The organism is uncultured Roseibium sp. (genome assembly GCF_947499295.1).
GTDB lineage: Bacteria > Pseudomonadota > Alphaproteobacteria > Rhizobiales > Stappiaceae > Roseibium.
The window spans coordinates 62,952-87,819 of sequence record NZ_CANMNP010000011.1; the positions used below are offsets into that span (position 1 = coordinate 62,952).

General features: G+C 57.1%; 21 protein-coding genes and 2 pseudogenes. 7 read left to right on the forward strand and 16 right to left on the reverse strand.

From position 1 onward, the window contains the following. Positions 1-4: 4 nt before the first annotated feature. The 7 genes from Q0835_RS17335 to Q0835_RS17365 are packed head-to-tail and all read right to left on the reverse strand — an operon-like array spanning position 5 to position 6,625. Complete coding sequence (locus Q0835_RS17335) at positions 5-1,399, reverse strand: multicopper oxidase family protein (protein WP_298963341.1); 1,395 nt, start codon at positions 1,397-1,399, stop codon at positions 5-7. Positions 1,400-1,403: 4 nt separating this feature from the next. Further along, positions 1,404-2,294, reverse strand: coding sequence for a cytochrome c (locus Q0835_RS17340; protein ID WP_298963343.1), 891 nt, complete (start codon positions 2,292-2,294; stop codon positions 1,404-1,406). Between the two features lie 3 nt (positions 2,295-2,297). Continuing rightward, complete coding sequence (locus Q0835_RS17345) at positions 2,298-2,882, reverse strand: cytochrome c (protein WP_298963346.1); 585 nt, start codon at positions 2,880-2,882, stop codon at positions 2,298-2,300. A gap of 60 nt (positions 2,883-2,942) precedes the next feature. Beyond that, positions 2,943-3,245 (reverse strand): hypothetical protein, encoded by a 303-nt coding sequence (locus tag Q0835_RS17350; protein WP_298963349.1) that lies wholly within the window; start codon positions 3,243-3,245, stop codon positions 2,943-2,945. A 46-nt stretch (positions 3,246-3,291) separates the two neighbouring features. Beyond that, the gene (locus Q0835_RS17355) at positions 3,292-3,711 is read right to left on the reverse strand and encodes a cytochrome c (protein ID WP_298963352.1); all 420 of its coding nucleotides are present in this window, start codon (positions 3,709-3,711) and stop codon (positions 3,292-3,294) included. Next, a complete protein-coding gene (cueR, locus tag Q0835_RS17360; RefSeq protein ID WP_298963353.1) occupies positions 3,711-4,103 on the reverse strand; it encodes a Cu(I)-responsive transcriptional regulator in 393 nt (130 codons plus the stop codon). Before cueR ends, Q0835_RS17355 begins: the two co-directional genes overlap by 1 nt. Before the next feature lie 11 nt (positions 4,104-4,114). Continuing rightward, positions 4,115-6,625, reverse strand: a complete 2,511-nt coding sequence (locus tag Q0835_RS17365) for a heavy metal translocating P-type ATPase (RefSeq protein WP_298963356.1) — start codon at positions 6,623-6,625, stop codon at positions 4,115-4,117. A 162-nt stretch (positions 6,626-6,787) separates the two neighbouring features. On the opposite strand from Q0835_RS17365, the gene Q0835_RS17370 reads away from it, so the two are divergent. Continuing rightward, positions 6,788-6,991, forward strand: a complete 204-nt coding sequence (locus Q0835_RS17370) for a heavy-metal-associated domain-containing protein (RefSeq protein WP_298963361.1) — start codon at positions 6,788-6,790, stop codon at positions 6,989-6,991. 65 nt (positions 6,992-7,056) lie between these two features. Here Q0835_RS17370 and Q0835_RS17375 read toward each other — a convergent pair whose 3' ends face one another. Continuing rightward, the gene (locus tag Q0835_RS17375) at positions 7,057-7,617 is read right to left on the reverse strand and encodes a hypothetical protein (protein WP_298963364.1); all 561 of its coding nucleotides are present in this window, start codon (positions 7,615-7,617) and stop codon (positions 7,057-7,059) included. A gap of 68 nt (positions 7,618-7,685) precedes the next feature. Here Q0835_RS17375 and Q0835_RS17380 point away from each other — a divergent pair, with 68 nt between their 5' ends. Continuing rightward, positions 7,686-8,213 carry a Crp/Fnr family transcriptional regulator gene (locus Q0835_RS17380; protein WP_298963367.1) on the forward strand — a complete coding sequence of 176 codons (528 nt, stop codon included), beginning with the start codon at positions 7,686-7,688 and terminating at the stop codon, positions 8,211-8,213. Positions 8,214-8,809: 596 nt separating this feature from the next. On the opposite strand, the gene Q0835_RS17385 is transcribed toward Q0835_RS17380, so the two are convergent. Both Q0835_RS17385 and Q0835_RS17390 read right to left on the reverse strand, forming a co-directional pair. Beyond that, positions 8,810-10,177 (reverse strand): dienelactone hydrolase family protein, encoded by a 1,368-nt coding sequence (locus Q0835_RS17385; RefSeq protein ID WP_298963370.1) that lies wholly within the window; start codon positions 10,175-10,177, stop codon positions 8,810-8,812. Between the two features lie 17 nt (positions 10,178-10,194). Continuing rightward, the gene (locus tag Q0835_RS17390; RefSeq protein WP_298963373.1) at positions 10,195-11,253 is read right to left on the reverse strand and encodes an SRPBCC family protein; all 1,059 of its coding nucleotides are present in this window, start codon (positions 11,251-11,253) and stop codon (positions 10,195-10,197) included. 172 nt (positions 11,254-11,425) lie between these two features. On the opposite strand from Q0835_RS17390, the gene Q0835_RS17395 reads away from it, so the two are divergent. Next, on the forward strand, positions 11,426-12,322 hold the full coding sequence (locus Q0835_RS17395) for a LysR family transcriptional regulator (protein WP_298963376.1): 897 nt from the start codon (positions 11,426-11,428) through the stop codon (positions 12,320-12,322). Here the strand turns inward: Q0835_RS17395 and Q0835_RS17400 are convergent. Next, entirely contained in the window at positions 12,319-14,385 is a 2,067-nt protein-coding gene (locus Q0835_RS17400; RefSeq protein ID WP_298963378.1) for a protein-disulfide reductase DsbD domain-containing protein, read from the reverse strand. The genes Q0835_RS17395 and Q0835_RS17400 overlap by 4 nt on opposite strands. Before the next feature lie 376 nt (positions 14,386-14,761). On the opposite strand from Q0835_RS17400, the gene Q0835_RS17405 reads away from it, so the two are divergent. Beyond that, on the forward strand, positions 14,762-15,265 hold the full coding sequence (locus Q0835_RS17405; RefSeq protein ID WP_298963380.1) for an SRPBCC family protein: 504 nt from the start codon (positions 14,762-14,764) through the stop codon (positions 15,263-15,265). 359 nt (positions 15,266-15,624) lie between these two features. On the opposite strand, the gene Q0835_RS17410 is transcribed toward Q0835_RS17405, so the two are convergent. From Q0835_RS17410 to Q0835_RS17425, 4 genes and pseudogenes are all read right to left on the reverse strand, one after another. Beyond that, a complete protein-coding gene (locus Q0835_RS17410; RefSeq protein ID WP_298963382.1) occupies positions 15,625-16,239 on the reverse strand; it encodes an isochorismatase family protein in 615 nt (204 codons plus the stop codon). Between the two features lie 39 nt (positions 16,240-16,278). Next, positions 16,279-16,776 (reverse strand): pirin-like C-terminal cupin domain-containing protein, encoded by a 498-nt coding sequence (locus Q0835_RS17415; RefSeq protein WP_298963537.1) that lies wholly within the window; start codon positions 16,774-16,776, stop codon positions 16,279-16,281. Positions 16,777-16,878: 102 nt separating this feature from the next. Next, positions 16,879-17,202, reverse strand: a pseudogene (locus tag Q0835_RS17420) (DUF2958 domain-containing protein); the annotation flags it as partial. Then, positions 17,199-18,155 (reverse strand): zincin-like metallopeptidase domain-containing protein, encoded by a 957-nt coding sequence (locus tag Q0835_RS17425; RefSeq protein WP_298963384.1) that lies wholly within the window; start codon positions 18,153-18,155, stop codon positions 17,199-17,201. The gene Q0835_RS17425 and the pseudogene Q0835_RS17420, both read right to left, overlap by 4 nt. 709 nt (positions 18,156-18,864) lie before the next feature. On the opposite strand from Q0835_RS17425, the gene Q0835_RS17430 reads away from it, so the two are divergent. Next, positions 18,865-19,323, forward strand: a complete 459-nt coding sequence (locus Q0835_RS17430) for a mobile mystery protein A (protein WP_298963386.1) — start codon at positions 18,865-18,867, stop codon at positions 19,321-19,323. Between the two features lie 296 nt (positions 19,324-19,619). On the opposite strand, the pseudogene Q0835_RS17435 reads toward Q0835_RS17430, so the two are convergent. Continuing rightward, positions 19,620-20,444 (reverse strand): annotated as a pseudogene (locus Q0835_RS17435) (integrase arm-type DNA-binding domain-containing protein); the annotation flags it as partial. Positions 20,445-21,434: 990 nt separating this feature from the next. Here Q0835_RS17435 and Q0835_RS17440 point away from each other — a divergent pair. Then, positions 21,435-22,589 (forward strand): LuxR C-terminal-related transcriptional regulator, encoded by a 1,155-nt coding sequence (locus Q0835_RS17440; RefSeq protein ID WP_298963388.1) that lies wholly within the window; start codon positions 21,435-21,437, stop codon positions 22,587-22,589. Between the two features lie 18 nt (positions 22,590-22,607). Continuing rightward, positions 22,608-24,863: a UDP-forming cellulose synthase catalytic subunit gene (gene bcsA, locus Q0835_RS17445; protein ID WP_298963390.1), complete on the forward strand. Its 2,256-nt coding sequence runs from the start codon at positions 22,608-22,610 to the stop codon at positions 24,861-24,863. The last annotated feature ends 5 nt before the right edge of the window (positions 24,864-24,868 follow it).

Here is a 24,868-nt window from a genome sequence, read left to right on the forward strand (position 1 = left end):
TGATCTAGACGACTTCAAACCAGGTGTTCATGCCTGCTGCCGCATGTTCCAGCATATGGCAGTGAAACAGCCACTTGCCCGGATTATCTGCCACAAAAGCAATCCTGGCGCTTTGACTTGGGCCAATTGCAAACGTGTCCCGCCAGGGCTGACCGTCATCGATCGTCGCACCTTCCCGTTCGATGACCCTGAAATGATGGCCATGGATATGCATCGCGTGCAGAAATGAGGTGTCGTTGAGCACTTCAAGAATAACGCTCTCGCCGCGCTTTATCTTGAAAAATGGATCTTCCGCGAGATTTGCGACACCATTGAATGCCCAGAGCTGTCCGGTTCTCGGAAAGTCTTCACCCGTCAGGACCTTGCCATTGTAGACAGTCTCGACCATGCGCCCCATGGCGCCGCCGGTCATGTCGATTGTGTATGTCTTCGCGTTGGTGAGGTCAGGCTCCGGGATTGGATTTGGTACCAATGGGAGGAACGCTTTCCTGGTGTCCTGACGGCCTTGAACCTTAAAGAACGCAAAGGGATAGGGAGTGTCGCCCGATAGCTCTTCAAACGCGAAATCCCTTTCCGGTGTCACCAACAGATCCATTCGCTGCGCCGGTGAGAGCAGCAGGGGCGAGTAAGCAGGTTTTTCAGGTTTCGGAAGTGGTTGACCATCATAGGCCAAAACCAACGCACCAAAACTTTCCGGGGCGATCGAAAAGATCCTTGCGTTGGCAGCGTTAATCAGTCGGAGCCGATAGGCTTGCCCTTCCTTCAATTCGAAATTCGGGCGGCTTCTGCCGTTGACCGTGAGATAGTTGCCGAACCGGCCACCATGGCTCCAGTCCATCAAATGACCAAGACTCGCGACATCAAGACTGCCGTCCTTTTGAAGACGCCAGTCATCGATTACTAATGTCAGATCATGTTCCGGATCGAAGGCCGGAGTCGCTTCGTCGACAATGAGGGGACCATAAAGCCCGCGCGCAACCTGATTCCAGCTCTTGTTGTGTGCGTGATACCAGTATGTCCCTGCGTCGGGAACCACAAAGTCATATTCAAACGTCTCGCCCGGTTGAACAGGTTCCTGAGTGAGACCAGAAACACCGTCCATTGCATTGGCGATCCGGATGCCGTGCCAGTGGATGGACGTCGGCTCTTCAAGATTGTTCGTGAGGCGCACCTTCACGCGTTCACCGACCGTCACCCTGATTTCCGGACCCGGGGTTTTGCCGTTATAGAGCCAAAGATCGGAGGCTCGCGCGTCCTCATGATAGAGCTTCTTCGAGGTCGGACCAGCGGTGATCTCGAGGAAACCATCGTCCGCATGCGCAACGCTGAACAAAGGGGGCCCGGCAATGGCCGTCGTCGCGGCGGCCGTGGTTGCCAAAAAATTTCGTCTGCTGATCATGGTCTTATTCGTCTCTCTCCAGCAGGTAGGTCGCGATGGCTTTTCTGTCTTCCTCAGACAAAAACGCCGTGCCGTCCCTCACGACCTCTCCCATCGAGCCCCCGAATACATCGCCGTCAGGCATTACCCCGGTCTGCAATGCATAGGACAAAGAGTTTATCGTCCAACCTGCCTCCTTCAAGGAAGAGCCGGTAAGAGGCGGCAATTTGCCGCCATCGGGCAACTTGTCGGCACCGTGCAAATAGAGTTCGGCCTGCCTGGCTCCGAGGAAATTGCGAGGCGTGTGGCACGCACCACAATGGGCCGGACCCTCGACGATGTATTTGCCCCGGTTCCACGCCCCACTCCTGTCAGGCTCCGGTCGAAACGGCTTGGGGTCAAGGAATGCACCACGCCAGATCTTGAGACCGGACCGGATGTTGAACGGCGGGACCATTTCATGCGCCTTGGAGGTCTCAGCTACCGGAGGAACAGTCTGAAATGCCGCCCATAGATCTGCGACGTCCTGATCGGAAAACTTGGCATAAAACGGGTATGGAAAGGATGGATAATAGGGGTCTCCATCCGGTGAGACACCTTGGCGCACAGCTTTGGCAAAGTCTTCCATAGTCCAAGCGCCTATGCCGTTCTCCTTGTCGGTGGTCAGGTTCGGTGAATAGAAAGTGCCAAAGTCGGTCGGAAGTTTCAGCCCTCCGGCAAGCGGTTTCCCACCGCCTTCAAAATCCGTGTGACAGGCAATGCACCCGGACATGCGGGCGAGATATGCACCGCGCTGCGGGTCACCTTTCGCAGCCGCGAGTTCGACCGGTTTCCCGATTGGCCAGAGATACAGCCCGGCGAACCCCGCTCCTGCCATCGCAAGAGCGGAGAACGCGCCAAAAAGCCAGATCCGCACGGGTTACTTCTTCTCGATGCGGAACTTTGTATGACAGGCCGAGCAGGTCTGAGCTGTCATGGCAAAGAGCCCCTGCACCGGCATTTGGGCGAGCATCTCGGGATTCTGCATGTGGGATGGATCGCCCATCATAGTGCCCTGACCCATCATGCCGCTCTGACCGCCCATCATGTTGCCCTGGCCCATCATGCCGCCGCCCGCTCCCGGTGTAGAAAGTCCGTTGCCAGCGGCTTCGCCCAGAGCGGTTGCGAACAATTCCAGTTGTCCGGAAATTCCAGAAAACTCTTCCCAGTTGGACCAGATCTCGGGCTTGGCTTCCGAAGGACCTTCAATGCTGCCTTCCGGGAATTGCTTTGTCAGCGCTTCGCCGGAATGGCTCTGAAGGATTTCCGCCCCCTTGCGAACGACGTCCGCGTCATAATCGGTTTCACCGCGCATCATTGCAGACAGCGTCTTTATCACCTTGCCCATGGCACTCATGGAGTCCATGCGTTCTTTCACGATTCCAGTGGCACCGCCATGTGCCACGGCGGCGGCAGCGCCTGTCACGACAAGCGCGCCCGAAACTAAAATTACGGACAGTTTCATTGGTTTCTCTTTCCTGTTTCCAGACTATTGGTGACCTGGGCCACCGCTTTTGAACTGGGACTAGGAGAAGAGGCGTGGGGGTGGAGGCTCGACGGTACTCGATTTCGACATAACAAAGGCCGCTTCAACGAGCTCAAGGTCACCGGAACCGGTTGGAGCAATCGGTTCAAATTCGCAGGTCAGAATAAGAAGGTTGGCACCACAATGAACTGTCTGCGTGTCTGTGTATTCGATATCACCTTGGCCGGTGCCATGATGATGATCGAGTGTATCCGCATGTTCATGACCAGAGTGATCATGGCCTGCCACCGGGTGATTGAACGTAGCCCCGCCGACGACAAGCATCAGCACTGCAACTGACATCAAAAACCTGGTCAAGAATATTGGCAGAAAGCGTTTCATTGGACCTTTACTGAATGCCGTTGGCTCTTTGAAGGAGCCGAATGTATGCAACAATCCGCTCAACATCCCGTTGCGTCAAGCCCTCAACAGGTGGCATGTCACCAAATGGCCAATGATGTGCCCGAACACCCTGCTTGACGGCAAGAAAAAACGCACCGTCAGCGTGATGACCCGGTTCGTAGATCTTGTGCACAAGTGGTGGAGCGATGCCCTGTTGGCCCGCCGCATTCGCGCCATGGCAACTTGCACAGCTTTCGTTGAACAGCCGCTCGCCGAGTTTCGTTGTCGCATCCAGCGGCGGGATGACGACTTCGACCATCGCCTGACCTTGTTCCACCGACGGCTCATCAGATGATCGTTCAAACAGAAAGTATCCTCCGGCCGCAATCAGCACCACGCACATCAAAAGCAAGAGCTTCCGTGGCATCAGCTCTGTTCTCCTGCGAGATCTTCTAGGATTGGACAATCCGGGCGATGGTCCCCCGCACATTCGTCGATCAGATGCGCAAGGGTCCCGCGCATGGATTGCAATTGCCCGATTTTTTCATCGATCTTGTGCAGATGGTCTTGCGCCACCCGTTTCACTTGAGAGCTCTCCCGGCCGTCGTCTTCGTAAAGAGCCAGGAGGGTCCGGCAATCTTCGATCGTAAAACCGAGCTCACGAGCTCTTCCAAGGAACGCAAGCTTGTGCAGCTCTGTTTCACGAAATGCTCTGTAGCCGTTTTCGCTGCGTGGTGGTGTGACGAGGCCGATGTCCTCATAGTATCGGATCGTTTTTGCTGGGAGACCGGATTTGCGGGAAACATCTCCTATGTTCATCACCATCTTCCTTATTCCGCCGCTACCGGGATGTGTTCCCGCGCCGGCTCATGTCGCTCGCGACTCTCATCCATGGATGGCTTGATGCCCCGCAACCGTAGTGCATTGGTGAGCACAAAAACGGAGGAAAGTGCCATCGCGCCCGCTGCCAGAACCGGAGAAAGAAGGACCCCGAGAGCGGGGTAAAGCACACCTGCGGCCACCGGAATGAGGGCAGTGTTGTATGCGAAGGCCCAAAAGAGGTTTTCCTTGATGTTGCGCATGGTGCGTTTTGACACCTCATGGGCATTGACCACGCCGCGCAAATCGCCCGACATCAAGACCACATCCGCAGATTCAATCGCGACGTCGGTTCCAGTTCCAATTGCGATCCCGACATCCGCGTGGGCCAAAGCGGGTGCATCGTTGATACCGTCACCTACAAAGGCGATTTTGTTTCCACCGCCGCGAAGGTCGTTCAAAGCGGCGACTTTGCCATCCGGCAGTACGCCGGCGACAATGGTGTCGATGCCTGTTTCCACTGCGATCGCTTCGGCTGTTTCCCGTTTGTCACCGGTAATCATTGCCACCTTGAGCCCCTGTGCATGAAGGGCAGCGATGGCATCCCGGCTCGACGGTTTGACCGGATCGGAGACCCCGATCACAGCCGCAACCTGGCCGTCAATTGCCGCAAAGAGTGCTGTCCGGCCGCGTCTCGCAAGATCCTCTTCCCGATCCCGCAGATGACCAATCGCGACGTTTTCCTTGAGCATGAGACGATCGGCACCAACCAGAACTTTCTTCCCGGAAACCAGAGCGCTTACACCGTGTCCGGTGATCGACACAAAGTCTTCAGCATCCAGACGTCTCTTGTTTTCAACGGACGCCGCGCGAACGATCGCCTCTGCGACAGGGTGTTCCGACCGGCTCTCAACGGCAGCAACCATTTCCAGCACATCCTGGCAGTCAAAATCGTCCGCCAGTACCATATCGGTCAGTTCCGGCCGGCCTTCGGTGACTGTTCCGGTTTTGTCGAGCGCAACAACACCGACTTCCGCCAGTTGTTGAAGGGCATCGCCTTTCCGGAACAAGACACCCATTTCAGCTGCCCTGCCCGTTCCGACCATGATTGACGTGGGTGTGGCCAGTCCCATGGCGCACGGACAGGCAATGATCAGAACCGAAACGCCCGCAACAAGCGCAAAGGTGAGCGCCGGTTCCGGACCAAAGATCAGCCATGCGACAACGGTGAGAGCGGCAACGATCATCACAGCCGGAACAAACCAAAGGGTAATCTTGTCGACCAGTCCCTGGATCGGGAGTTTTGCACCCTGAGCTTCCTCCACCATACGGATGATTTGCGATAGCGTCGTGTCTGCCCCAACCCTCGTCGCCGTGTATTGCAGGCCGCCCGATCCATTGACCGTGCCTCCAGTGACTTGAGCACCAACTGCCTTTTCAACTGGAACAGGCTCGCCGGAAATCATGCTCTCGTCGACATGCGATGACCCCTCAATCACATCGCCATCAACTGCGATACGTTCCCCTGGGCGCACGACGATCGTGTCACCTATCGCCAGGGCGTCGATGGGAACCTCAATCTGCTCACCATCCCGCAGTACTCTCGCCGTCTTCGCTTGAAGACCAAGCAGTTTTTGAATCGCGGCACCGGTTCTCCCCTTGGCCCGGGCTTCCAGGAACCGCCCAAGCAGGATCAAGACCACGATGACGGCTGCCGCTTCAAAGTAGACAGCCCTGACTGCATCCGGGATCAATGATGGAAGGAACGTTGCAACGACGGAATACAGGTATGCCGCGCCGGTACCGACTGCGACCAGGCTGTTCATATCCGGAGCGCCCCTGAGCAGCGCCGGGAACCCCTTCAAGTAAAAACCTCGTCCCGGGCCAGCCAAGACGATGGTGGTTAAGAGGAATTGCAGCACCCAACTCGTTTGCTGCCCAATCGTCGCGATGATCCAATGGTGCATGCCCGGAATGACGTGGCTGCCCATTTCGACAATGAAGACAGGAAACGCGAAAACCGCCGCCACGGTCATCTTGTGAAAGAGATCCTGCGCTTCCTCTTGCTTCCTTTCAGTGCGGACACGCGTTGCTCCTGCTTCAGCAAGTGACGCCGGATATCCGGCAGCGCCCGAGGCTTCCATTAGCGCCTGAGGCGTCGAAGCACCCTCGGCATAGGTGATGCTCGCGGTTTCTGAAGCCAGATTGACACTCACCTCGACAACGCCCGGCACGTTCTTCAGAGCATTCTCCACGCGGCCCACGCAGGAAGCGCACGACATCGACCCTATGTTGAGAACCAGAGTTTCCGTTCGTGCCGGATATCCCATCTTTCCGAGTTTGGTTATCGCGTCCAAAGCCTGCTCAGCGGTGTCCGCGGTCAGATGTGCGGTTTCAGTCGCGAGGTTCACTGTGACGTCCGTGATCCCTTCAATCTCGGAAAGACCGCGCTCCACGCGTCCGACGCAGGACGCACAGGACATCCCCTGAACGGACAAGGATAGTTTCTGTTTCGAGGACATGTCATGGTCCAATGTGACGTTGATGATTGCTCCTCACATGGGGTTTCCAGTCGCTGGAAGGTCAACAGAAATTATCGAAAAAACCTGTAAGTAGTTCTACCTGTTGACCTTCCCCTAGCAAGAACCTCCATAACCCTCGAGGTTTGAGGCAGGAGGTACATCATGAAACTCTGCATTCCGGATATGAGCTGTAGCCATTGTGTAATGGCGATCGAGAAGGCGGTCTTGGCAGCAGAACCGGCGGCTGTCGTTGCGTGCGACCTTGAAAAACGCATCGTCGAAATCTCGAGCTTGCGACAACCGGATAACATCTTGCGTGTTATCCGGGACGCTGGCTACGAACCTACGACACTCGTTTCAAATTGATCCGGTTACTTGCACAGGGAACGTTCGGCGAGTGCGCCCATGCCAAGCCTGAAGACAGTCAAGCTTCAGTGAGGATTATGTCCGCGAGCAATTGCCAGATGATGGCTTTGATGATGCATGCCGAGCGTCATGACACCGATAAAACCAAGGCCCTGGATCCTGGGCGCATCTTCGACTGTTCCGGTTACCGTCAAAATGGCTCCGTCAGGAATCTCTTCCGCGCTCAAGTTCCAACCGAAAGTCCCGGACATTTCATGGCTGTGTGCCAGAACCATGTTCTTGATGGATTGGCGCACGCTGCCTTGCTTGGATGTAACCGTGAAGCGAGCCCCGTTGGCCAGAGGTTCCACGGCAACGATTGAACGGAGCGTAACATTGTCCATATCGGCCAGATGGCCGCGCAAGGCTTCCAGATCAACGCGTTCCCATTCGGTTTCGGGATCTGTGAGCAAGAGCTCGACGATTTCCTGGATCGAAGCAAATGCACCCTGACCCGGCTCACTTGGCGCGCCGATCTGTGAAGCTTGGTGTTGATGCGCCGCAGAGTGACTGTGCGTTGACGTCTCAGCGAGGCTTTGACCTGCGGTGAGCGTCAGGAAAATCGGCAGCATCAGAAGGTTTTTCATAAGGTTGGCTCCTTGTAATGGTCTCCAAGGTCTACCCCGAAGGCGCATAGGCACATATGATAGCAATCATGTCCGATTGGCTTTCACTGGTTTTCTCAGACGCAGTCCGCAGATCGTGTGAGAGGGGCGATTGCCTTTTTCATACTGGCGACAACGTGTTGAGTGTTTTTCTGATCCTGGATGGTGAAATCGACCTAGTTCGGGTCACCCCTTCGGGGAACGAAATCGTATTGCAAAGTGCAGGCCGGGACGCTGTTTTAGCGGAGGCCTCTGTCTATTCTGAAACCTATCATTGCGATGCGATCGCCCGATGCCGAAGCACCGTCGCGCAGCTTGAGACGGACGCATTCAAGGACCGCCTTGCATCAAATCGAAGCTGGGCAGAAAACTGGGCGGCCAGTCTTTCTCATTCCGTTCAACGTGCGCGGTTAAACACGGAAGTCCGGAGCTTGAAAAAGGTAGCTGATCGCCTCGATTTCTGGCTGGCGGTCAATTCCGGCACTTCTCCTGAAAGACGGACCAAGGACATTGCCGCGGAAATCGGTGTCTCCCCGGAAGCACTTTATCGTGAACTGTCGAAACGACGAAGAAAATAAGCGTTACTCGATCGCACTTAAACATACAGAAATTAGAAGCGGACATCTGCTCGATTCGCATCAAATGTCCGTTGGCCACCCGAGTTTCGAGTTCAGCGCGCCGCACCGAAGGTCTTGGATGGTCTCGAAGCAGACCTTCACTGTTTTCATCACCAATGGCCGCTTTCGCAGTCCCCAAAGACAAAACCCGAATGTCCTCTTCCGGCCCCAGACCAGATATATCCCCCTGTCTGCATTGCCCCGCCATTTTGGACGATCGACACATTGCAACCTGAGCCCGAAAGCTGACATTTATTCGAAAGGCAGCAAATTCACGGATTGGGCGGGAAGCGGATTTTTTCAGTGTTTTGCATAAAGGTCCACTTTGCTTATGAATGTTATTACGATCCGCAGATGTAGACTCGCGCCACAAGGTATTTGCCCGCGTTGGGAGCAGAACAAGCCAATAAACGCTGCTGCCCAATAAGACACTTTTTGAAGCACTGGCGCTTTGATTCACAGCGTCGTCTCATTGCAAGCAAGGCTTTTGGTGCACCTGATTTGCGCTCTGAAAATGACGGTTACGGTCGTGGAAACGTGACTCTCTTGCTGCCTGATTATTCGAGTGTGGCACCTATGAAAGCGGCGATCGCGGCAGCATCCCAGCCGGTAAAGGCCCCTTCGCGACCATCTGCAAGCCGGACATAGAAGCCCGGCGTTCCTTGTATCCCAAGAGCGCGCATCGCGGCTGTGTTTATCCGCATTTCGATCTGGTAGGCGTCGATGGCTTCCTGAGAGTCGGTCAGACTTGGCAAGATTCCGAGTTTCTCAAGTTCGCGCAAGGCCCGCACGCCGTTTAACTGACCCCGCCCGACCATCAACGCGTGGTAGGCGCGGTTGTAATCGTCAGGGGACACGATCGAGAATGTGTGTGCCGTCGCCTCGCGTGAACCTGGCCCGATCAACGGCACGTCCACCGCGACGACGCGGGTATTGTCGGGCATTTGCGCAAGGAAACGACCCATCTGCCGGTGCGCAATCCGGCAGATCGAGCAGTTGAAGTCGAAGAATTTGTAGATCACGAGATCGCCGTCCGGGTTCCCGAAATATCCGCCCCGCGCCTCGGCGGCGGCCAGCGCTTCGGCGATGATCGCCTGAGGGTCTTCGCCGGTATCGGGGGCTGCGGTCACCGCAAGCGGCAGCGGACGGGTTTGTGCAACCGGTCGTCCGGCGATGCGGTCGTCGATCCAGGCCGCGATGGCTCGGCGCCCGGCACCGCTGACAACGTGGGGGACGGCGAAGGTCTGCAATTCAACCGACAGGTCCGCCTCCGACAGCGCCGCGATCGTGGCGTCAAGCTCCTCAGCGCTGAACCGCGAGTCGCGGGTGCCATAGCCGATAAGCACAGGGGCACCGTTTTTGATAGTCCAGTCTTCAGTCCGCACTTCAGGCGGAAGGCTACCAGCGAACGCGATGTACCCCGCTGCAAGATCGGGGTGCGTCAGCGCAAGTCCGAGCGCCATCGACGCCCCCTGGCTGAAGCCGACGACGTAGACCTGACGCGGGTCCGCACTGAGTTCCGCAGTCAGGGCCGCAATCGCGTCCGCGACAATATCAGCGTTGGTCGTGAAGTCGGCAGGCTGGCTCAAGGCGTAAACTTGGCTGTCATCGACGGGAAACCAGGCGTGTCCTCCGCCCTCCACAGGGACCGGCCCCCGGAGCGCAACAAAGCTGTTGCTCGACGCGGGTTCGACATTCACGAGTGTCTCGATCTGTCCTTCATTCATTCCGTAGCCGTGCAATCCGACGATCAGCGAGGCGTTGTCGGTCGCCGCGCGACGAATGACTCGCGCAGTCAGTTCCTTGCCGCCCGCTTCGACCGAAAGCGTCGTCGGCTCTGCTTGTGCCAGGGCCCCGGTCGGGGCCCCGGCGGTCAGACAAAGGCCAAGGCAGAGTGCCGTGAGTGGTGATCTGAGGAATGCCATGGCTTGCGCCTTTCCGATCAAGAGCGTGACGCGATTTCGCGCGGGTGCGGCTCACCGTTTTCCAGGAAGTACCTGAGATCCTCGATCCCGAGCCCTGCGAAGAAAAAGAAGTTCGACCTGGCAAAGGCGATGGCCCCCGGCGGCACGCCCGGCGCGGTCGAGAAGGTGATCGTAACGTTGACTTCCGAGGTGTCCTCGTCGACCGGCGTCACGCTCCAGACCGCCTCGTTCGACGTCACGAAGGGCGGCATTCCTTCTTCGATCGTGTAGGCATACGTGAAGCTGTCTTCGTCGTATCGCGTGATCACTTCGCGCGTGGCGCCCCCGAGACCCGGGATGAAGCACGACCGGACGTCACCGATCGCGCCGGCATCGGCATCTTCGAACTCGATCGACTGGATTACGCTGGCCCATTCGTGCGCATTCGCGTAGTTCTCGGCAACTTCCGCCCAGACCACCGTGGCGGGGACGTCGAAAGTCCGGGTATGTGAGAGCGTCACCTCGGCGAAGCCGCTGTGCTCTCCGCTGATGTAACCGCCGAACCGCTCTGCCAACCGCTGAGCCGCCGCCAGGTAGAGCGCCGACGCGTCGGCCGAAGCCTCTCCGTCGAAATACTGCTGCCAGGATAGAACCGACCCGCCGCGCTCGTCGGCGGCGCGCACCTGGATCACGGCCAGGTGGTTCGACAGACCCATCGGGTTCTCGGCGGGCAGGCTATAGGCAAAGGACATCTGGCCGGCGTCGCTCACCTTGATTGTTTCCGACACCACCGTGCCGTCGGCCAACATCAAGTCGCGCATCATGCCGTCACCAGAAACCTCGACACCAGCAACGCCGTCGATGATTTTGCCAACATTCATGCTGTCCGAGACGAAGGCGAAAACGTCCGTGGGCGATGCGGCCAATTCGACTTCGATCTCGAACTGCATCGGCGCCAGTGTCAGTTCGTCGACCAACACGGCGCCGACGACGCGCGGCGGCATCTCCTGTGCGGCGGTCACCGTCGCAGCGCCGGCCAGGCTTGTCACGACCGCGATGACGGCGGCTGTCGTCTTGAAAGTGGAAATCAGGCGCATGGGAAACCTCCTGTTAATACCTGCGCCATCGTGCTAGCTTACTTGAAAACGCACCGCACGTTCCTTTTTTGCGCCACACTGGACGAAAATTGGAACAGTCAATATTGCTAGGACCATGTAACTGACGACTCATCCATTTTTGCACTTCAGACGACGAGGAGACCCCGAACGCATGTCAGTTGACTGGAATGACCTGAAGGTTTTCCTCGCCGTGGCCAGGGCCGGTTCGATCCGCGGGGCCTCCGAAAACCTCAAGGTCGCACATTCGACAGTGTCGCGCCGCATGGATGCGCTGGAATTCGCACTGAAGACCCGGCTCTTCGACCGCACGCCCGACGGACTGCTGATTACGCCGTCCGGGGAAGAGCTCGTGGTCTCCGCGCAGAAGATTGAGGAAACCATGCACGCCGCTGAGCGGTCGGTTGCGGGACGGGACTCGGAACTGTCGGGGGACGTGCGTTTCACCCTGCCCCTGCCGATGGCGGTCTGCGTGCTGACCGACGACCTCACGCGCTTCGTCAAGCAAAATCCTCTCGTCAACCTGACCCTGGAACTGACCGAGGATCTGCTCGACCTTTCCAAGCGCGAGGCCGACATCGCAATGCGCTTCACGTCACAAGGCAACTCGCCCCCCAACTATCTCGTTGGGCGTAACCTCGCGACTCAGGCGTCCTGTGCGTATGCATCAGCCGACTATATTGATGCGCATGTCTTCAGTGGCGTGAACCGTAACGCCAAATGGTTGGGCTGGGACGATGTGGTCGAGTATCCGAAATGGGTCCATTCCGCCGGGCTGGAACCCATGCCGGTAATGGGCAGCTTCGACGACGTGTTCGTGCAGATGGCGTTCGCAAAACGGGGACTCGGAATGGCCTATCTGCCTTGCATGATGGGTGACCTCGAACCGGATCTTCGACGGGTTCCCAGCGCCCGCGCCGTGCCACATACCTCGCTGTGGGTCCTTACCCACCCGGACCTGCGCGACAGCGTCCGGCTTCGCCGGTTCCGGGAGTACCTCTACGACGCAGTGTCCGACAAGCTGGACCTGATCGAGGGCCGGGGGGCCTAACCCCGCGCCTCTTGCAGCGCGTCGAGGACGGCGCCGGGCGTTAGCAGTTCCGGCAACACTATGCCGTCAGGCGCGCCCGGCCCATAGACGGCATTGAACGGGATGCCGTAACGCCCTTGGCTCGTCAGGTAAGACAGGATCGCGTCGTCGCGCTGGGTCCAGTCCGCCCGGAGCGGCGTGATGCCTTCGGCCTCCAGCGCAGCCCGCACGTTCCCGTCGCTGAGAGCGAGGCGCTTGTTCACCTGGCAGGTGATGCACCAGTCCGCCGTCACGTCCACGAACACGACATCTCCGGCGGACACAAGGCGATCGCGTTCCGCAACGCTGAAATTCGCGAAATTTGCCGTCGCAGCCTGGGACGCAAATCCACCCCCGGCAGAGAAAATGGCAGGACTTGCCATGAGAGCAAGCGAGAGCGCTGCGATCGCTGTGCCGACAAAGGCCGACCCGTTTGCGTCCCCGCGACCGGCCCAGAGTACCGCCCCGATGCCCGCCAACCCTGTGGCAACGACCAGGGCGAGGACCTTCCCTGAGACGCCGGCGATAACGAACAGCAGCCACACCGCAGTCGCCGCAAGTGCCAGACCCAGAAGTTTCTTGAGCTTTAGCATCCATTTGCCTGGCTTCGGCATCGACGTCGCCATTTTCGGGAAAATCGAAACGAGCAGGAACGGCGCCGCGAGCCCAAAGCCGAGAGCCGTGAAGATGGCCAGGATCTCGGGCGCGCCCGAAGACAGCGCGAAACCGACCGCCGTTCCAACGAAGGGCGCCGAACAGGGCGTGGCCAGGAGCGTCGCGAAAACGCCGGTCAGGAAATGCCCGCGCAGGCTGTCTGAGTCGCCGATCTGTGCGGCGACGGACATCCATTGCGGCAAGGATATCTCGAACATGCCGAAGAGGTTGTAGGCGAAGATCATAACGACGCTCGCCATTAAGACCAGGAAGTACGGGTTCTGGAACTGGATGCCCCATCCCACCGCGACCCCAAGCACGCCGAGCGCAATGGCGCCGAGGGCCAGCACCCAGAAGGAGGCGATAATTCCGAACGCTGACGCCAAGAAAGAAAGACGCACGCGCGTCGGGCTTTGCCCGCCATGCGAGACGACCGACAGAAGCTTGATCGACAGAACCGGCAAGACGCAGGGCATGAGGTTCAGGATCAGGCCACCAACAAAGGCGATGCCCAGCAGCCCAAGGAAGGCCGTCGTCGGGACCGGAGCGCGGGACGTTGCAGGGTTGCTGTTTATCCCCGTCTCAAGGCCGCGCGCACCGTCAACGACCGTAATCGTGATGTCTTCCGCTGATAGGCGCACGGACCCACCTTCGAAGGTCTCGGCTGGCACGGACGCCGATAGGACAAGTCCGTCCTCGCGAAACGCGATTTCAGGCCTGCCGAAGATAACGTCTTCCGGCCCCTCGATGATCACGTCTGGAGAGGTGAACGGAAAGATCGACGCGACCTCGACACTCACGCGGGACCCGCCCGGTTCGATTGCAGCCATGCGAAGGTCCAGCCCTGCCCCGGCCCCATTGCCAGGAACCTGTGAACTGTAAAGATCGATAAGCTGAGCTTCGGTGCTGGCCACCGACACACCCGGTTCCAGCGTCAGAGAAACCTGGGCGACCTGCGGGACGCAGACCTCCTTGCAGAGCAGGTAATCGACAGTGGCGTTTAGATGTGTCGGCTGTGAGGGATCGAGAACCGTCACATCGAAGGGAAAGACCACCCGCTCACCATAACCGAAGGTATCGAGATCGAAGAGCGAAAAACGGTACGGTGCGGGCCATTGCATCTCTCCGACTTCCGCATTTTGCGATCTGGACCAGTCGACGGTGACGGGATAGCCGGCGTCGCCAGGGCTCCTCCAATAGGTCTTCCATCCATCATCAAGCGCAATGTCGACGCCTATCCGGATCGCCCCGTTCGCCGGCAGCGCCGTCTGAGCTGCTACGATCCGCGTCTTGGACAGATCGAGTTCTGTCCAACCTTCCTCGGCTGAAGACGCCTGCGGCGCCGTATGAAGCAAAGCGGCCATGAGGGCAGTGAGCATGAGACGACGCATCGGCTTTCCTCCTGCGGTGGTCAGGGAGTGGGGTCGTACCGCATGTTCTTAGTGGAAGGATTTCCGTCCATCACCTTCGAAATTTGCACCTCACTGGTGCAAAATTAGAAGTGGCAAAAGCGAGGGGCGGTAATCACTTTCAACAATGCCAAGCGAACAAAATCGCGCCAGAGGACGCGCCCGAAATGACCAAGCACGCCACAATTCAACTCGAACTCAAGACGCCCGAAACTGCAGACGGTGCGGTGGCGGACATCATCACGCGATGTCGACCATTCCAACCTCTCACTCGATTCCGCCGAGGACAGAGTTTTTGTCCTCCGGACACGAACCAAGAAGATTCAATCGAAAACCCTGAAACGCGAAAGGAACCACCATGCGTGCAGAACTGACAAAACGGATCAACGCTTCGGCGGAAGATGCCTGGGCGGCCTTCAACGACTGGGGTGGCATCTGGCGCTTCCAGCCCTGGGTCGTGCGCTCGCCGCTGCTGAGCCACAACAACGAGGGCGTCGGCGCGAAACGGCGTTGCGAGTTCGTCGACAAGACCTCGATCGTCGAAACAATCACCAAGATCGAGAACGGCCGTGCAGTCCACTTGTCGCTCAGCGAGGCGCCGAAACCGATGAAGGGTGGCACGTCCGTGATACGCCTTTCTCCGCGCGGCAACGCGACCGATGTTACGGTGGAGATGGATATCCAATTGGGCATGGGGCCCCTCGGCGCGATCATGGGGAACCTGATGATGAAACCCGTGATGAAGAAGCGTGTGTCGCTCATGCTCGACAGCCTCGAACATCACCTGAAAACCGGTGGCAAGATCGACAGCAAGGGCGTGAAACACGCCTCGCCCGTGGCAGCCGGTGCCGTCCCTGCCTGACCTTGAGAGTGAGCGTTGGTTTAAAGGCGCGCTCGTGGCTGAAGTGCATGCCCGTAGTCTGCCCTTGCCAGGCTTTGTCTCACTTGGCCCGAAGCGGAGGTTCGTTGCAGATAAAATCAATGCCCGCTACAGGGCGTCTCTCCCCGGGGAAGTGACGGCGGAAAGCAGAAATATGTGCTGGAGGACTCGAAATTCTGCTCCGCGGACCGAGTTCTGTTGGAATTTTTTTGAGAACGAAGCGCAGCTTTCCACACTTCGTAACTGCTTGGAGAAGCTGTAGGGTCCGTATACAACGACTATCCAGCCAAAAATGACCCGCTGAAGCTTCCGATTTTTGGTCTCTCACGGATTGCGCGCAGTCACGCGCTCTGTCGGACCTGGCTGACGAGAAGCGACCAATCCATGCCCAGGGCGCTGTAGACTTCACCAGCCTGATTGCTGGCATTGTCCGCGAGGATTTCGATCACAAGGCTTGCGCCATCGGCGACGACCACTCCGGCTTGGGTCAAACGGACCAAAGCGGTTTCGCGCTTCGTCATGTTGAATGTCCCGCTGGCGTCCACGGCGATATAGGCTTCAAATCCTTCGCGAACGGCACGCATTGCGGGCAACGCGGCGCAGACCTCGAGGGAAAGACCCGCGAAAATGAGTTTGCTCCGCCCGGTTGCGCGAATGGCTTCTTCCACCCGCGGGTCATCCCAGGCATTTACGGTTGTCCGGTCGATGAAAGTCTGGTCAGGCAGAGCTGCCGTCAATTCCGGAATGGCGGGTCCCCGCAGTGTTTCTGACGAAGTAGTAGTCGTGACAATCGGCAGGCCGAGGATCTTCGCGGATTTGGCCAAACCGACAATATTGTGCTTGAGATCCGCGATCGAATAGTCGCGGATGCCGGTCATCAGCCCGACCTGATTGTCGACAAACACGACAGCGGTATTGTCACGGGTCAGGGGGAGCGGGTTGTGTCGATTGGTCATGGTCTTCTCCTTTTCTGATTGCTCTTGAGTGGGTTGTGTTCAGTCAATTGAGCCGAGGCGGCCGGCTCGATAGTCGGCCTCGACTGCGTCAAGCTCAGCCGCGTTGCCCATCGCAAACGGGCCGCGTTGGACGAAGGCTTGGCGGAGAGGGGGGCCACGAAACAGGACGACGTGCGCGCCCTGTGCGGAGAAAAATGAGATGTCGATGGCGCCGGCAAAGGCAATGGCTTTGCCTGTCGTCAGTTCGGCAGTGCTTTCATTCCACGACACGGTGGATGTTCCCTTGACCCCGAGGATCCAAGCATGGTGGCGGCTGTCGCCTTGATGCGTGAACCGTCCCCCGGCCTGAATCTCAATGTCGAGCAACGTCAATGGGATGTCCGGTGCTGCGGCGCCCGCAACACCATTGCTTTCGCCAAGGACAAGCCGTGCGGTGGCGCGGTCGCCCGGCAGTTTTGGAATGTCCTTGGCAGCAAGGTGAAACGCTGATGGCGCGTCATGCCGGTTTTCTTCGGCCAGGTTGACGAAAACCTGCAACGCATGGGTTCTGGCACCCGGCCGCGGTGCTTCATTGTGAATAGCCCCTTGTGCGGCCTTGAACCAATAGAGATCACCGGGGGCCAGGTCGACGTCATTTCCAGCCCCGCGGATGCTGCCGGCTCGCCGGGCCGCTTCCGCCCACGTTGAAACCGGCGTCTCCGTCTGAAACAGGATGTCGCGTTCGATGCCCATTCCGAAGGGCAAGCGGATGGACGCGAGTTCTTCGAGTGAAAAGCTGCCCAATTCCGGATAGCCGAGATCGGCAAGGCCAAACAGAATGTCGCCGTCCGGATCCAGCTCGGACGCGAGCCAGACGCCGGCACCGAAGGGATTGAAGAACTTGACCACCGGCACATGGTCGACGTCGCGCTCACGGCCATTGGCAAGCAGGCGTTCGCGCAGTTCGGGTGTCAAGAGGTTCATGGCGCCCTCCTGTCGCAAGTAGCGGTGTCGGCGGAACCAGTCTCATCCGAAAGGAAGGACAAGATCCAGTCCGCCGCCTTGCTGGCTTGCGAGGCGGCACGGACGATGGCACGGGAATCCTCGCGCAGGACGTCGAGCCAAGAGCCGATGTAATCCGCATGGCGTACGGTCGGGACGATGCCGAGCGACGCGCAGCAGAAAGCCGAAATCTGTTCGGCAATCAGTTCTTCAAAGGCGTATTTCTTCGAGCCGAAGGAGCCAGAGAGATCACGTTTGAGCCGACTGTGATGACCGCTGGCGTGACCGATTTCGTGCAGGGCCGTTCTGTGCCAGTTGATCGGTTCAAAGCAAGCCTGCGGTGGCGGCACGACCACATAGTCGTCGGCCGGAACGTAGAACGCCTTGTTACCGCCGATGTGGAAATCAATGCCGGTCGCCTTGATGAGCGCTTCGACCTTCGGTTCGATCAGCTCTGGTGGCGGCGGCGGAATGGTGACGGCGATGTCGTCGGGCAACCCCTCGCTTTGCGCCGTGTTGAACACGGTGAATCGTTTGAGGAACGGGATGGCCTGCGCCTCTTCGCCGGTGTCGCGAGCACGCTTCTTCTCGTCCTCGGGAACGAAGTTGTCGGCATAGACGATGGTGGTGCCGCGTTCGACCTTGCGTAGGTTTCCGCCAAGGGAAAGAGCCTGCCGGAATGTGAGCCAGCCCTGACCGGGAAAGCCGTGCTGGACGAGAGCGCCGCAGAGAAGAAGGATGTTGATGCCGCTGTAGCTGCGGCCCGTGCTTGCATTCTTCGGCAAGCCGAGCGGGGCTTTCGCTGCGGACGTGCCCCAGGGCTGCACCCAGGGCACGCGGCCCTCTTCCAGCTCGGCGATGATCTTGTTGGTGACTTCGTCGTAAAGGTTCGCCCTGGCCGAGCCGGCGCGTCGGGTGCGATCATGTCTTGACATCTCGGTTCTCCGTGACAGGCGCCGGAGACCTCCTCTCCAGCTTCCAACCCGTCACGGCAAACCCAGTCCGCGCTCTCACTCTCAGGGGGTGTTGCGGGGTCTCCCCGCAGAAGGGGGTGGCCGGCAACACAGTGCCGACCAGGGGGAAGGCCTTCCCCCGCATAGTCTTAAAGCCGTAAAGGCAGAACGCAGGATTTCAGGAAGCGAACACCACCTGTGCATTTGGCTCGCGCAACCGCGAAACGGGGCCGGAAACGGGCGGGCAAGGGTCGAAGCAGATCTTCTTCCTCTCACACCCTATCCAGCCAAGCCACGCGCTGCTCACGTCGCGACCCTGACCAACTGACGTTCAAAATAGCGCTTAAAACCCTGGTTCACCTCAATTGCCAAGGTCGCAAAGGCCTCAGGCCTCTCCCGTGATGCAGGATGCCAGATTCTGGTGACGTGGAACCATTTATCCCTGGCATATGAGATGATGGTTTCGCACTGCTTGAGCGATGTGTCGATCACGCTACTCCGAAGAATGCCGGCTCATGCGCTGGCGGATTTAAGGGACCGACACGCGTCCATTCGACCTAGTCATTACCGCTAAAAATAAAGTTATGGCTTTCAGAAGTTATCCATATAATAAATTTCTGGCTTTATCATTTTAATTATTGTATCAAGTTGCAACTTGATAATTCTTCGTCTTGAATAAAGTCACAAGTTTATGAAACCCGCGATTCGGAACAGAGCCAGAGATCGGCTCGACAGCAAACTAGCGTTGATCAAGCCAATCGATCGCTTCACCAGGCCACCAAAAGGGTGGGTCCGCGCCATTCGCGACGCGATCGGCATGACGGGTGCACAGCTCGGAAAAAGGCTTGGGATGACCGCCCAGGGCATTGTCAGCCTCGAGCGCTCCGAGGCGGGTGGCACGATCCAGCTCAACACGCTACGCCGCGCTGCTGAGGCGATGGACTGCGTGCTTGTCTATGCGCTCGTGCCCAAGACAAGCCTCACCGAGATGGTCGATCACAAGGCACGCGAAATTGCGTTGCAGGCGCTCGGCCGCGTCTCGCATTCCATGGCGCTCGAAGATCAGCAGGTCGATCGCGACCTGGAGAAGCGCATCCGGAACTATATCGAGACGGCGTTGCGCGATCGCGATCTCTGGGAGTCCACGTGAGCGACGTCTTTGCACAGCCCGACGATGCAACACCCCTTGATGCAGAAGAGCGAGAGGGACTGCTGCAGACATGGATCACGACCCGTGCCGACCTCAATGAAGCTGAGCAGGCGAATATAGATGATGCGGTCGCCTGGATCGATCGTCGCCGCAATGCGGATCTATTGACCGAGGGCTTTGTTTTCGAGCTGCACAAGAGGATGTTTGGGGATGTCTGGTCATGGGCTGGCTCGGTCCGGAAAACCGGAAAGAATATCGGCATCGACCCGCAGCATATCCATCTGCAACTCGGCGGCTTCCCGCCAGTCGAGATTGATGATCTCCCCACGCCGGCAGCCAGACAGCGCGAGCGCGCGAACCATTGAAGCCGCGGTCGCAAGCTGATCGTCGTCGTCAGCATTACAAAGCAGCTGACCAAGAAGCCGGTATTCATCTTCAGAAAGTCTGCGGTTAAGCTTCTGGTCCGCTGGCTTGCGAATTCCATGCGCCGGGTTGGTCTCGATAATTCCGTTCTCACGCGCGTAGGTAAGGATTGCGCCAAGCAGACCCAAGGTACGGGTACCCGTGCCAATGCCACCGCGGACAATCGTCCGGCCGTATTTCTTGGTCCTTTCGGTCATCTTCGTCCTGCCGGCGGCAACATCGCGCATGAATCGCGTGATATCGGCCGACGTCAGGTCCTTGACCCGGCGCGTACCGAGCAAAGGAATGATGTGGCGCTTGATCCGACCTTCGTCTGTATAGATCGTTGAATCTTTTTTTGGGCGCCGTTTTTTTCCCAGAATTAGCCCTGCCTTGGCGTCTTCGAGATAGCGCTCACAAAGCTCTTTGACGTTAATGGCCTTGTGGTCGAGTTCCCGTTCCTCGGCAGGGTTATCGCCTTGGGCGACGCGGCCGAGCAAAATGCGGGCCTCTCGGCGCGCTGTTTCAGGTGTCCAGATCCCATGCGGCCCGATGGTGAATCGGCGCGTGCGACCCTTGGCACGGTACTGAACGACATAACTCCGCCTGCCGGAGGCGAAGACTCGGAGACCGAATCCTTGCAGATCATCGTCCCAAATGAAGTAGTCGGCTTTGCCCGTTTCTACCTGATCGACAATTCGTTTGGTCAGCTTAGGCACGTCAATTCTCCTGAACTTGAGTGGTTCCAGAGGCGCCTTTTCGGAAGCACCACGGAAACACCCGGAAGGAAATTATGACGCGTTCCTGGATACTGACTTCGGTGTTCGGATCTAGAAAAATCTAATCTACGTAGTGACTTAGCGCGCCACTGCGAACAAATAGAAACAGCAGCGAAAACCGTCCAGACGCGCTCCGAAGGCAGAGGTCACAGGTTCGAATCCTGTCGGGTGCGCCAAAGCCTCAAGATTCAAAACACCGGCTGTTTGGCGAAGTGGCCTTGCTGCAAGTTGGCAGGCGGAATACCGCACTTGAACCCGTCAAATTTTTGTGGTGCCTCTTGCACAAGTTGGTGCAGAGCATTGGTTCGGCATGCGCGAAATCGGCTGAAATTGTACTCTGAAGCCGGCGATTTTCAAAAAAATGATCACGAACTCGCGACTTGCATTTATGCGATGGTAGGGGTGTGTGTCTTATTTACTCAACCCTGCACGCTTTTTGAGCAGAATTTATTTCTTTCGCTCACAAGACTATTTTTGCAGCCAACACCAATTGTTGCCAAAAACAATGTGCTCATCGGCCAACACCTAGCCAAGCCATCGTATATTTGGAAGAAAAACATCCGTATTGCACTGCAGCATTACTGCGAAATTCTACGCCCCCGTCTACAGCCCAGAGTTTTAAATATGGTTGTATTCGATTTTTCTTCAGATGAACCGTGATTAGACAACTCCTTTTCCTGAAGAATTCGAAAATGTTGATGCAAATAAATCAAACAATTCTGTAAACCATAATACATCTACGCCCAAATTTTGATGCAACTGCACCAAGACAAGAGTTGCAGCATTGGTTTATTAGTTTGTTAATACTTTTTTAACGCTCCGGCACATGGGGCGCACTTACTCAAAAATTGAAATTATCGGTCGCCATACAGAAGCGATCACTTAGACAGGCAACAGACTACGGCAGCTTTACTTAGGTGGGGGCACCAAATGTATTTCGGTTCTCGGCATTTCGGAGAAGACATTACGTATGGCGGCTTTTTAAAAGACCGCCGTACACACGAAAAACTCGACTTTCCCTATATGCTCGCAAGACGATTTGAGTATCTCGTCTTCAGCGTCTTTGTTTTCGATTCCTTACGAAATTCAGTGGAAGCACAGTTTACGACTGACGACCCGGGACGGCTCTGGGATGCAAGTTTCCTCATTGAACAAGAAAAACAAACACTGGCTGCATTGAAACGGGATATCTGTGCACCGGTGTATCATGATGCGGTTGTATTGCGCTGTATCCAAGAAAATGGCAGCGAAGATCCAGCAAAATCGGTTTTGGAGACCGATCGGGCGGCGACCCTTTCCGTTGACCTTGGTAGCGGGCTTCAGCTTTTTTTGACTGCGCACATTCCCTGCGGCTTCTCCGAGCAGCTCTTCCAAGGCGTGGTTGCCTATATGGGAGATATTTTCGGGGGCTTCCGCAGCTATGCCGAAGAACTCGTTTTCGGTTTTAACAGGATAGACCTGAAAAGCTCAGACTATTGGATCAAGCACATCAAGCATGCCGCATTGGTCGTCTATGGCAACGGGTACCTCCTGACAAAAAACTCCGCGGCCGAGGCTTTGCTGCAAAGCGGTGAAGACCTGAGGATCGTTGATGGCCGGATCTTGGGACCAGCTGACCTTCTTGCCCGGTTCTATCCGGCAAAAAGCATTGACGCACTAGCTGTACAGGGGCTTTCGCAAAGCTCGCCTTCAACGCAGCGGCACATTCTGCATACGGCGTCAGGAACACAACTTTTGTTGGAACCGGTGCCTTCGTTTTCTGATGAAGACAAACAAGACGACCCGGTTCGAAACTACTTCACCAAAAAAATTCTTGTTGCCTCAACCGAAGGTCCCATCAACGCGGATCCGTTGCTGATCAAAGCAACAGCCGGTGTGACGCTACAGCAGGCGCGCCTCATACAGCAACTGATCGCCGGCAAGAGCGTCAGGCAGGCCGCCGAGGAAATCGGTATTCGCTACAACACTGCGCGCAATCACATCGCAATGGCGCAGCAAAGGCTTGAAGTCAGCTCGCAGGCTGAGCTGATCAACGTCGTTCAAAGGGCAATTTCCATCGCCCCGGAACTTGAAATTAAACAATAAAAGTATGGAGTTAGGACAATGCTGAAGTTTCTGGCGTATTTGTTCGCCACTGTGGCTACCATTGCAATGTTTTTCATTGCGACCTTGCCTTTGTCCGTAGAGGTGCAGCTGTTTCTCGGGCTGTTCCTACTGCTCGCAATGCAATTCACAAAGGCTATTCCCGGCACTCTAGGGCGGGTCATTTTTCTCTCCCTGGGCGGCATTATCGTTGGCCGCTACGTCTATTGGCGCGTAACACAAACGGTGCCGCCAATCGAGAATCTGGCAGACTTCGTGCCCGGCGTTTTGCTTTTGGCCGCCGAGCTTTTCTGCATTCTCATGTTCTTTCTGTCAGCTCTTATCGTGTCGGATCGTTACCAGCGGCCTCGCAAGGTTCTGACACGGGATGAAGACGCTCCGAGCGTTGATGTTTTCATTCCAAGTTACAACGAGGACCCCGGTCTGGTGGCCTGCACCATCGCTGCGGCCAAAAACATGGACTATCCGGCGGACAAATTCAGGGTCTTTCTCCTCGACGACGGCGCAACGGACCAAAAACTGAATGCCTACGACCCGGCAGATGCGCGCGAAGCCCGGGATCGGGCGGAAACACTGAAACGCATTTGCGACGAACTCGGCGCTACATATCTGGCCCGTGAAAGGAACGAACACGCAAAGGCCGGGAACCTGAACTACGGTCTGTCACGCTCCGAAGGAGACCTGGTTGTGGTCTTTGATGCCGACCACGCACCGGCGCGTGAATTCCTGCGCGAGACAGTGGCCTATTTCTCCGATCCCAAGCTCTTCCTGGTTCAGACCCCGCACTTTTTCCTCAACCCCGACCCGGTTGAGCGCAACTTGCGCACCTTCAACTTCATGCCGTCCGAAAACGACATGTTCTACGGAATGATCCAGAAGGGTCTGGACAAGTGGGACGCAACGTTCTTCTGCGGATCTGGAGCGGTATTACGCCGGTCTGCGCTCAATGAAGTTGGCGGATTCTCCGGCGTCTCGATCACGGAAGACTGCGAGACCGCATTGGAACTACACTCCCGCGGTTGGAAGAGTGCATATGTCGACCGTCCGATGATCGCCGGCCTTCAGCCAGACACGATTGCTTCATTCATCGGCCAGCGGTCGCGCTGGTGCCGCGGAATGCTGCAAATTCTCCTTTTGAAAAACCCGCTTTTCAAACCGGGCCTGAACTTCATGCAGCGGGTTGCATATGTTTCAAGCGCACTCTTTTGGCTGTTTCCTTTTCCGAGGCTTGTCTTCCTGCTGGCACCCTTGCTCTTCATCCTATTCAGCATGAAGATCTACATTGCCTCACCTCAGGAATTTCTCGCCTATACGCTCACCTACATTCTGGCAGTCGTAACCATCCAGTCGGGCCTCTATGGCAAGTTGAGATGGCCCTGGATCTCCGAACTCTACGAGTACATCCAGTCGATCTTCCTGTTCCCGGCAATCATTTCGGTGGTGCTTAATCCACGCAGCCCGAAATTCAACGTGACCACCAAAGGCGAAACGCTTGAAAAGGAACAACTGTCGGTTCTCGCGTGGCCTTATGTCGTCGTGTTTGTGCTCATGCTGGCCACGACGGGTGTGCTGTTTTGGCGCCTTGAGAATGACCCTGGCCAAACCGCACTCCTGTCAGTGGTGGGCATCTGGCATGTTTTCAATCTGATCGTCACCGGGGCAGCGCTCGGAGCCATTCTGGAACGCAAGGAAGTCAGGACTGCACCTCGCATACGTGTTCAGCGCAAAGGCCTATTGAAACTTGGCGAAGACACGGTTCCCGTCACGTTGGTGGAAGCCAACACCAACGGTGTTCTGATGCACTTCGACAAAGTGCCGCATAGCGGAAACATGCTTGGCGAACGAGGGCTCCTCAAAGTGCTGCCGGCTCAAAAACAAAGTCGAAATGGCAGTACGTCGACAGACATGGAAGACTTCGGCCCAGAAGACGGCATCAGCGTGAATATTGCTTCTCAACGGGCAAGTTCCTCCGGCCTTCTCGTCGGCGCCGGTTACATCGATACAGTCGCCAAGTGTGCCCAGGCGTCCAGCGATCTGGTGTTTGCAGACCTTTCCATTCCAAGAGCACTGCACAACCGGAAACTTACAGGAGCCTCGCCCATCGGAGGCATGCTGCGGCTTGTGCGCTGGTCGGTTCACTACGGCATTCGTATTCCGGTGGTCGCGTTCTTTTCGCTCTTTGGAAGCGCTGCGCGTCGCAAATCCGCGCGCGTCGAAAACGACCTTCCCGAAACCTTTATGACACCTGCAGAGTGAGGTCC

Excerpts from the sequence above, each read along its gene's own strand:
- Q0835_RS17335 (WP_298963341.1), bottom strand. The coding sequence starts at position 1,399 with ATGATCAGCAGACGAAATTTTTTGGCAACCACGGCCGCCGCGACGACG.
- Q0835_RS17345 (WP_298963346.1), bottom strand. The coding sequence starts at position 2,882 with ATGAAACTGTCCGTAATTTTAGTTTCGGGCGCGCTTGTCGTGACAGGC.
- Q0835_RS17350 (WP_298963349.1), bottom strand. The coding sequence starts at position 3,245 with ATGTCAGTTGCAGTGCTGATGCTTGTCGTCGGCGGGGCTACGTTCAAT.
- Q0835_RS17355 (WP_298963352.1), bottom strand. The coding sequence starts at position 3,711 with ATGCCACGGAAGCTCTTGCTTTTGATGTGCGTGGTGCTGATTGCGGCC.
- cueR (WP_298963353.1), bottom strand. The coding sequence starts at position 4,103 with ATGAACATAGGAGATGTTTCCCGCAAATCCGGTCTCCCAGCAAAAACG.
- Q0835_RS17365 (WP_298963356.1), bottom strand. The coding sequence starts at position 6,625 with ATGTCCTCGAAACAGAAACTATCCTTGTCCGTTCAGGGGATGTCCTGT.
- Q0835_RS17370 (WP_298963361.1), top strand. The coding sequence starts at position 6,788 with ATGAAACTCTGCATTCCGGATATGAGCTGTAGCCATTGTGTAATGGCG.
- Q0835_RS17375 (WP_298963364.1), bottom strand. The coding sequence starts at position 7,617 with ATGAAAAACCTTCTGATGCTGCCGATTTTCCTGACGCTCACCGCAGGT.
- Q0835_RS17380 (WP_298963367.1), top strand. The coding sequence starts at position 7,686 with ATGTCCGATTGGCTTTCACTGGTTTTCTCAGACGCAGTCCGCAGATCG.
- Q0835_RS17385 (WP_298963370.1), bottom strand. The coding sequence starts at position 10,177 with ATGGCATTCCTCAGATCACCACTCACGGCACTCTGCCTTGGCCTTTGT.
- Q0835_RS17390 (WP_298963373.1), bottom strand. The coding sequence starts at position 11,253 with ATGCGCCTGATTTCCACTTTCAAGACGACAGCCGCCGTCATCGCGGTC.
- Q0835_RS17395 (WP_298963376.1), top strand. The coding sequence starts at position 11,426 with ATGTCAGTTGACTGGAATGACCTGAAGGTTTTCCTCGCCGTGGCCAGG.
- Q0835_RS17400 (WP_298963378.1), bottom strand. The coding sequence starts at position 14,385 with ATGCGTCGTCTCATGCTCACTGCCCTCATGGCCGCTTTGCTTCATACG.
- Q0835_RS17405 (WP_298963380.1), top strand. The coding sequence starts at position 14,762 with ATGCGTGCAGAACTGACAAAACGGATCAACGCTTCGGCGGAAGATGCC.
- Q0835_RS17410 (WP_298963382.1), bottom strand. The coding sequence starts at position 16,239 with ATGACCAATCGACACAACCCGCTCCCCCTGACCCGTGACAATACCGCT.
- Q0835_RS17425 (WP_298963384.1), bottom strand. The coding sequence starts at position 18,155 with ATGTCAAGACATGATCGCACCCGACGCGCCGGCTCGGCCAGGGCGAAC.
- Q0835_RS17430 (WP_298963386.1), top strand. The coding sequence starts at position 18,865 with ATGAAACCCGCGATTCGGAACAGAGCCAGAGATCGGCTCGACAGCAAA.
- Q0835_RS17440 (WP_298963388.1), top strand. The coding sequence starts at position 21,435 with ATGTATTTCGGTTCTCGGCATTTCGGAGAAGACATTACGTATGGCGGC.
- bcsA (WP_298963390.1), top strand. The coding sequence starts at position 22,608 with ATGCTGAAGTTTCTGGCGTATTTGTTCGCCACTGTGGCTACCATTGCA.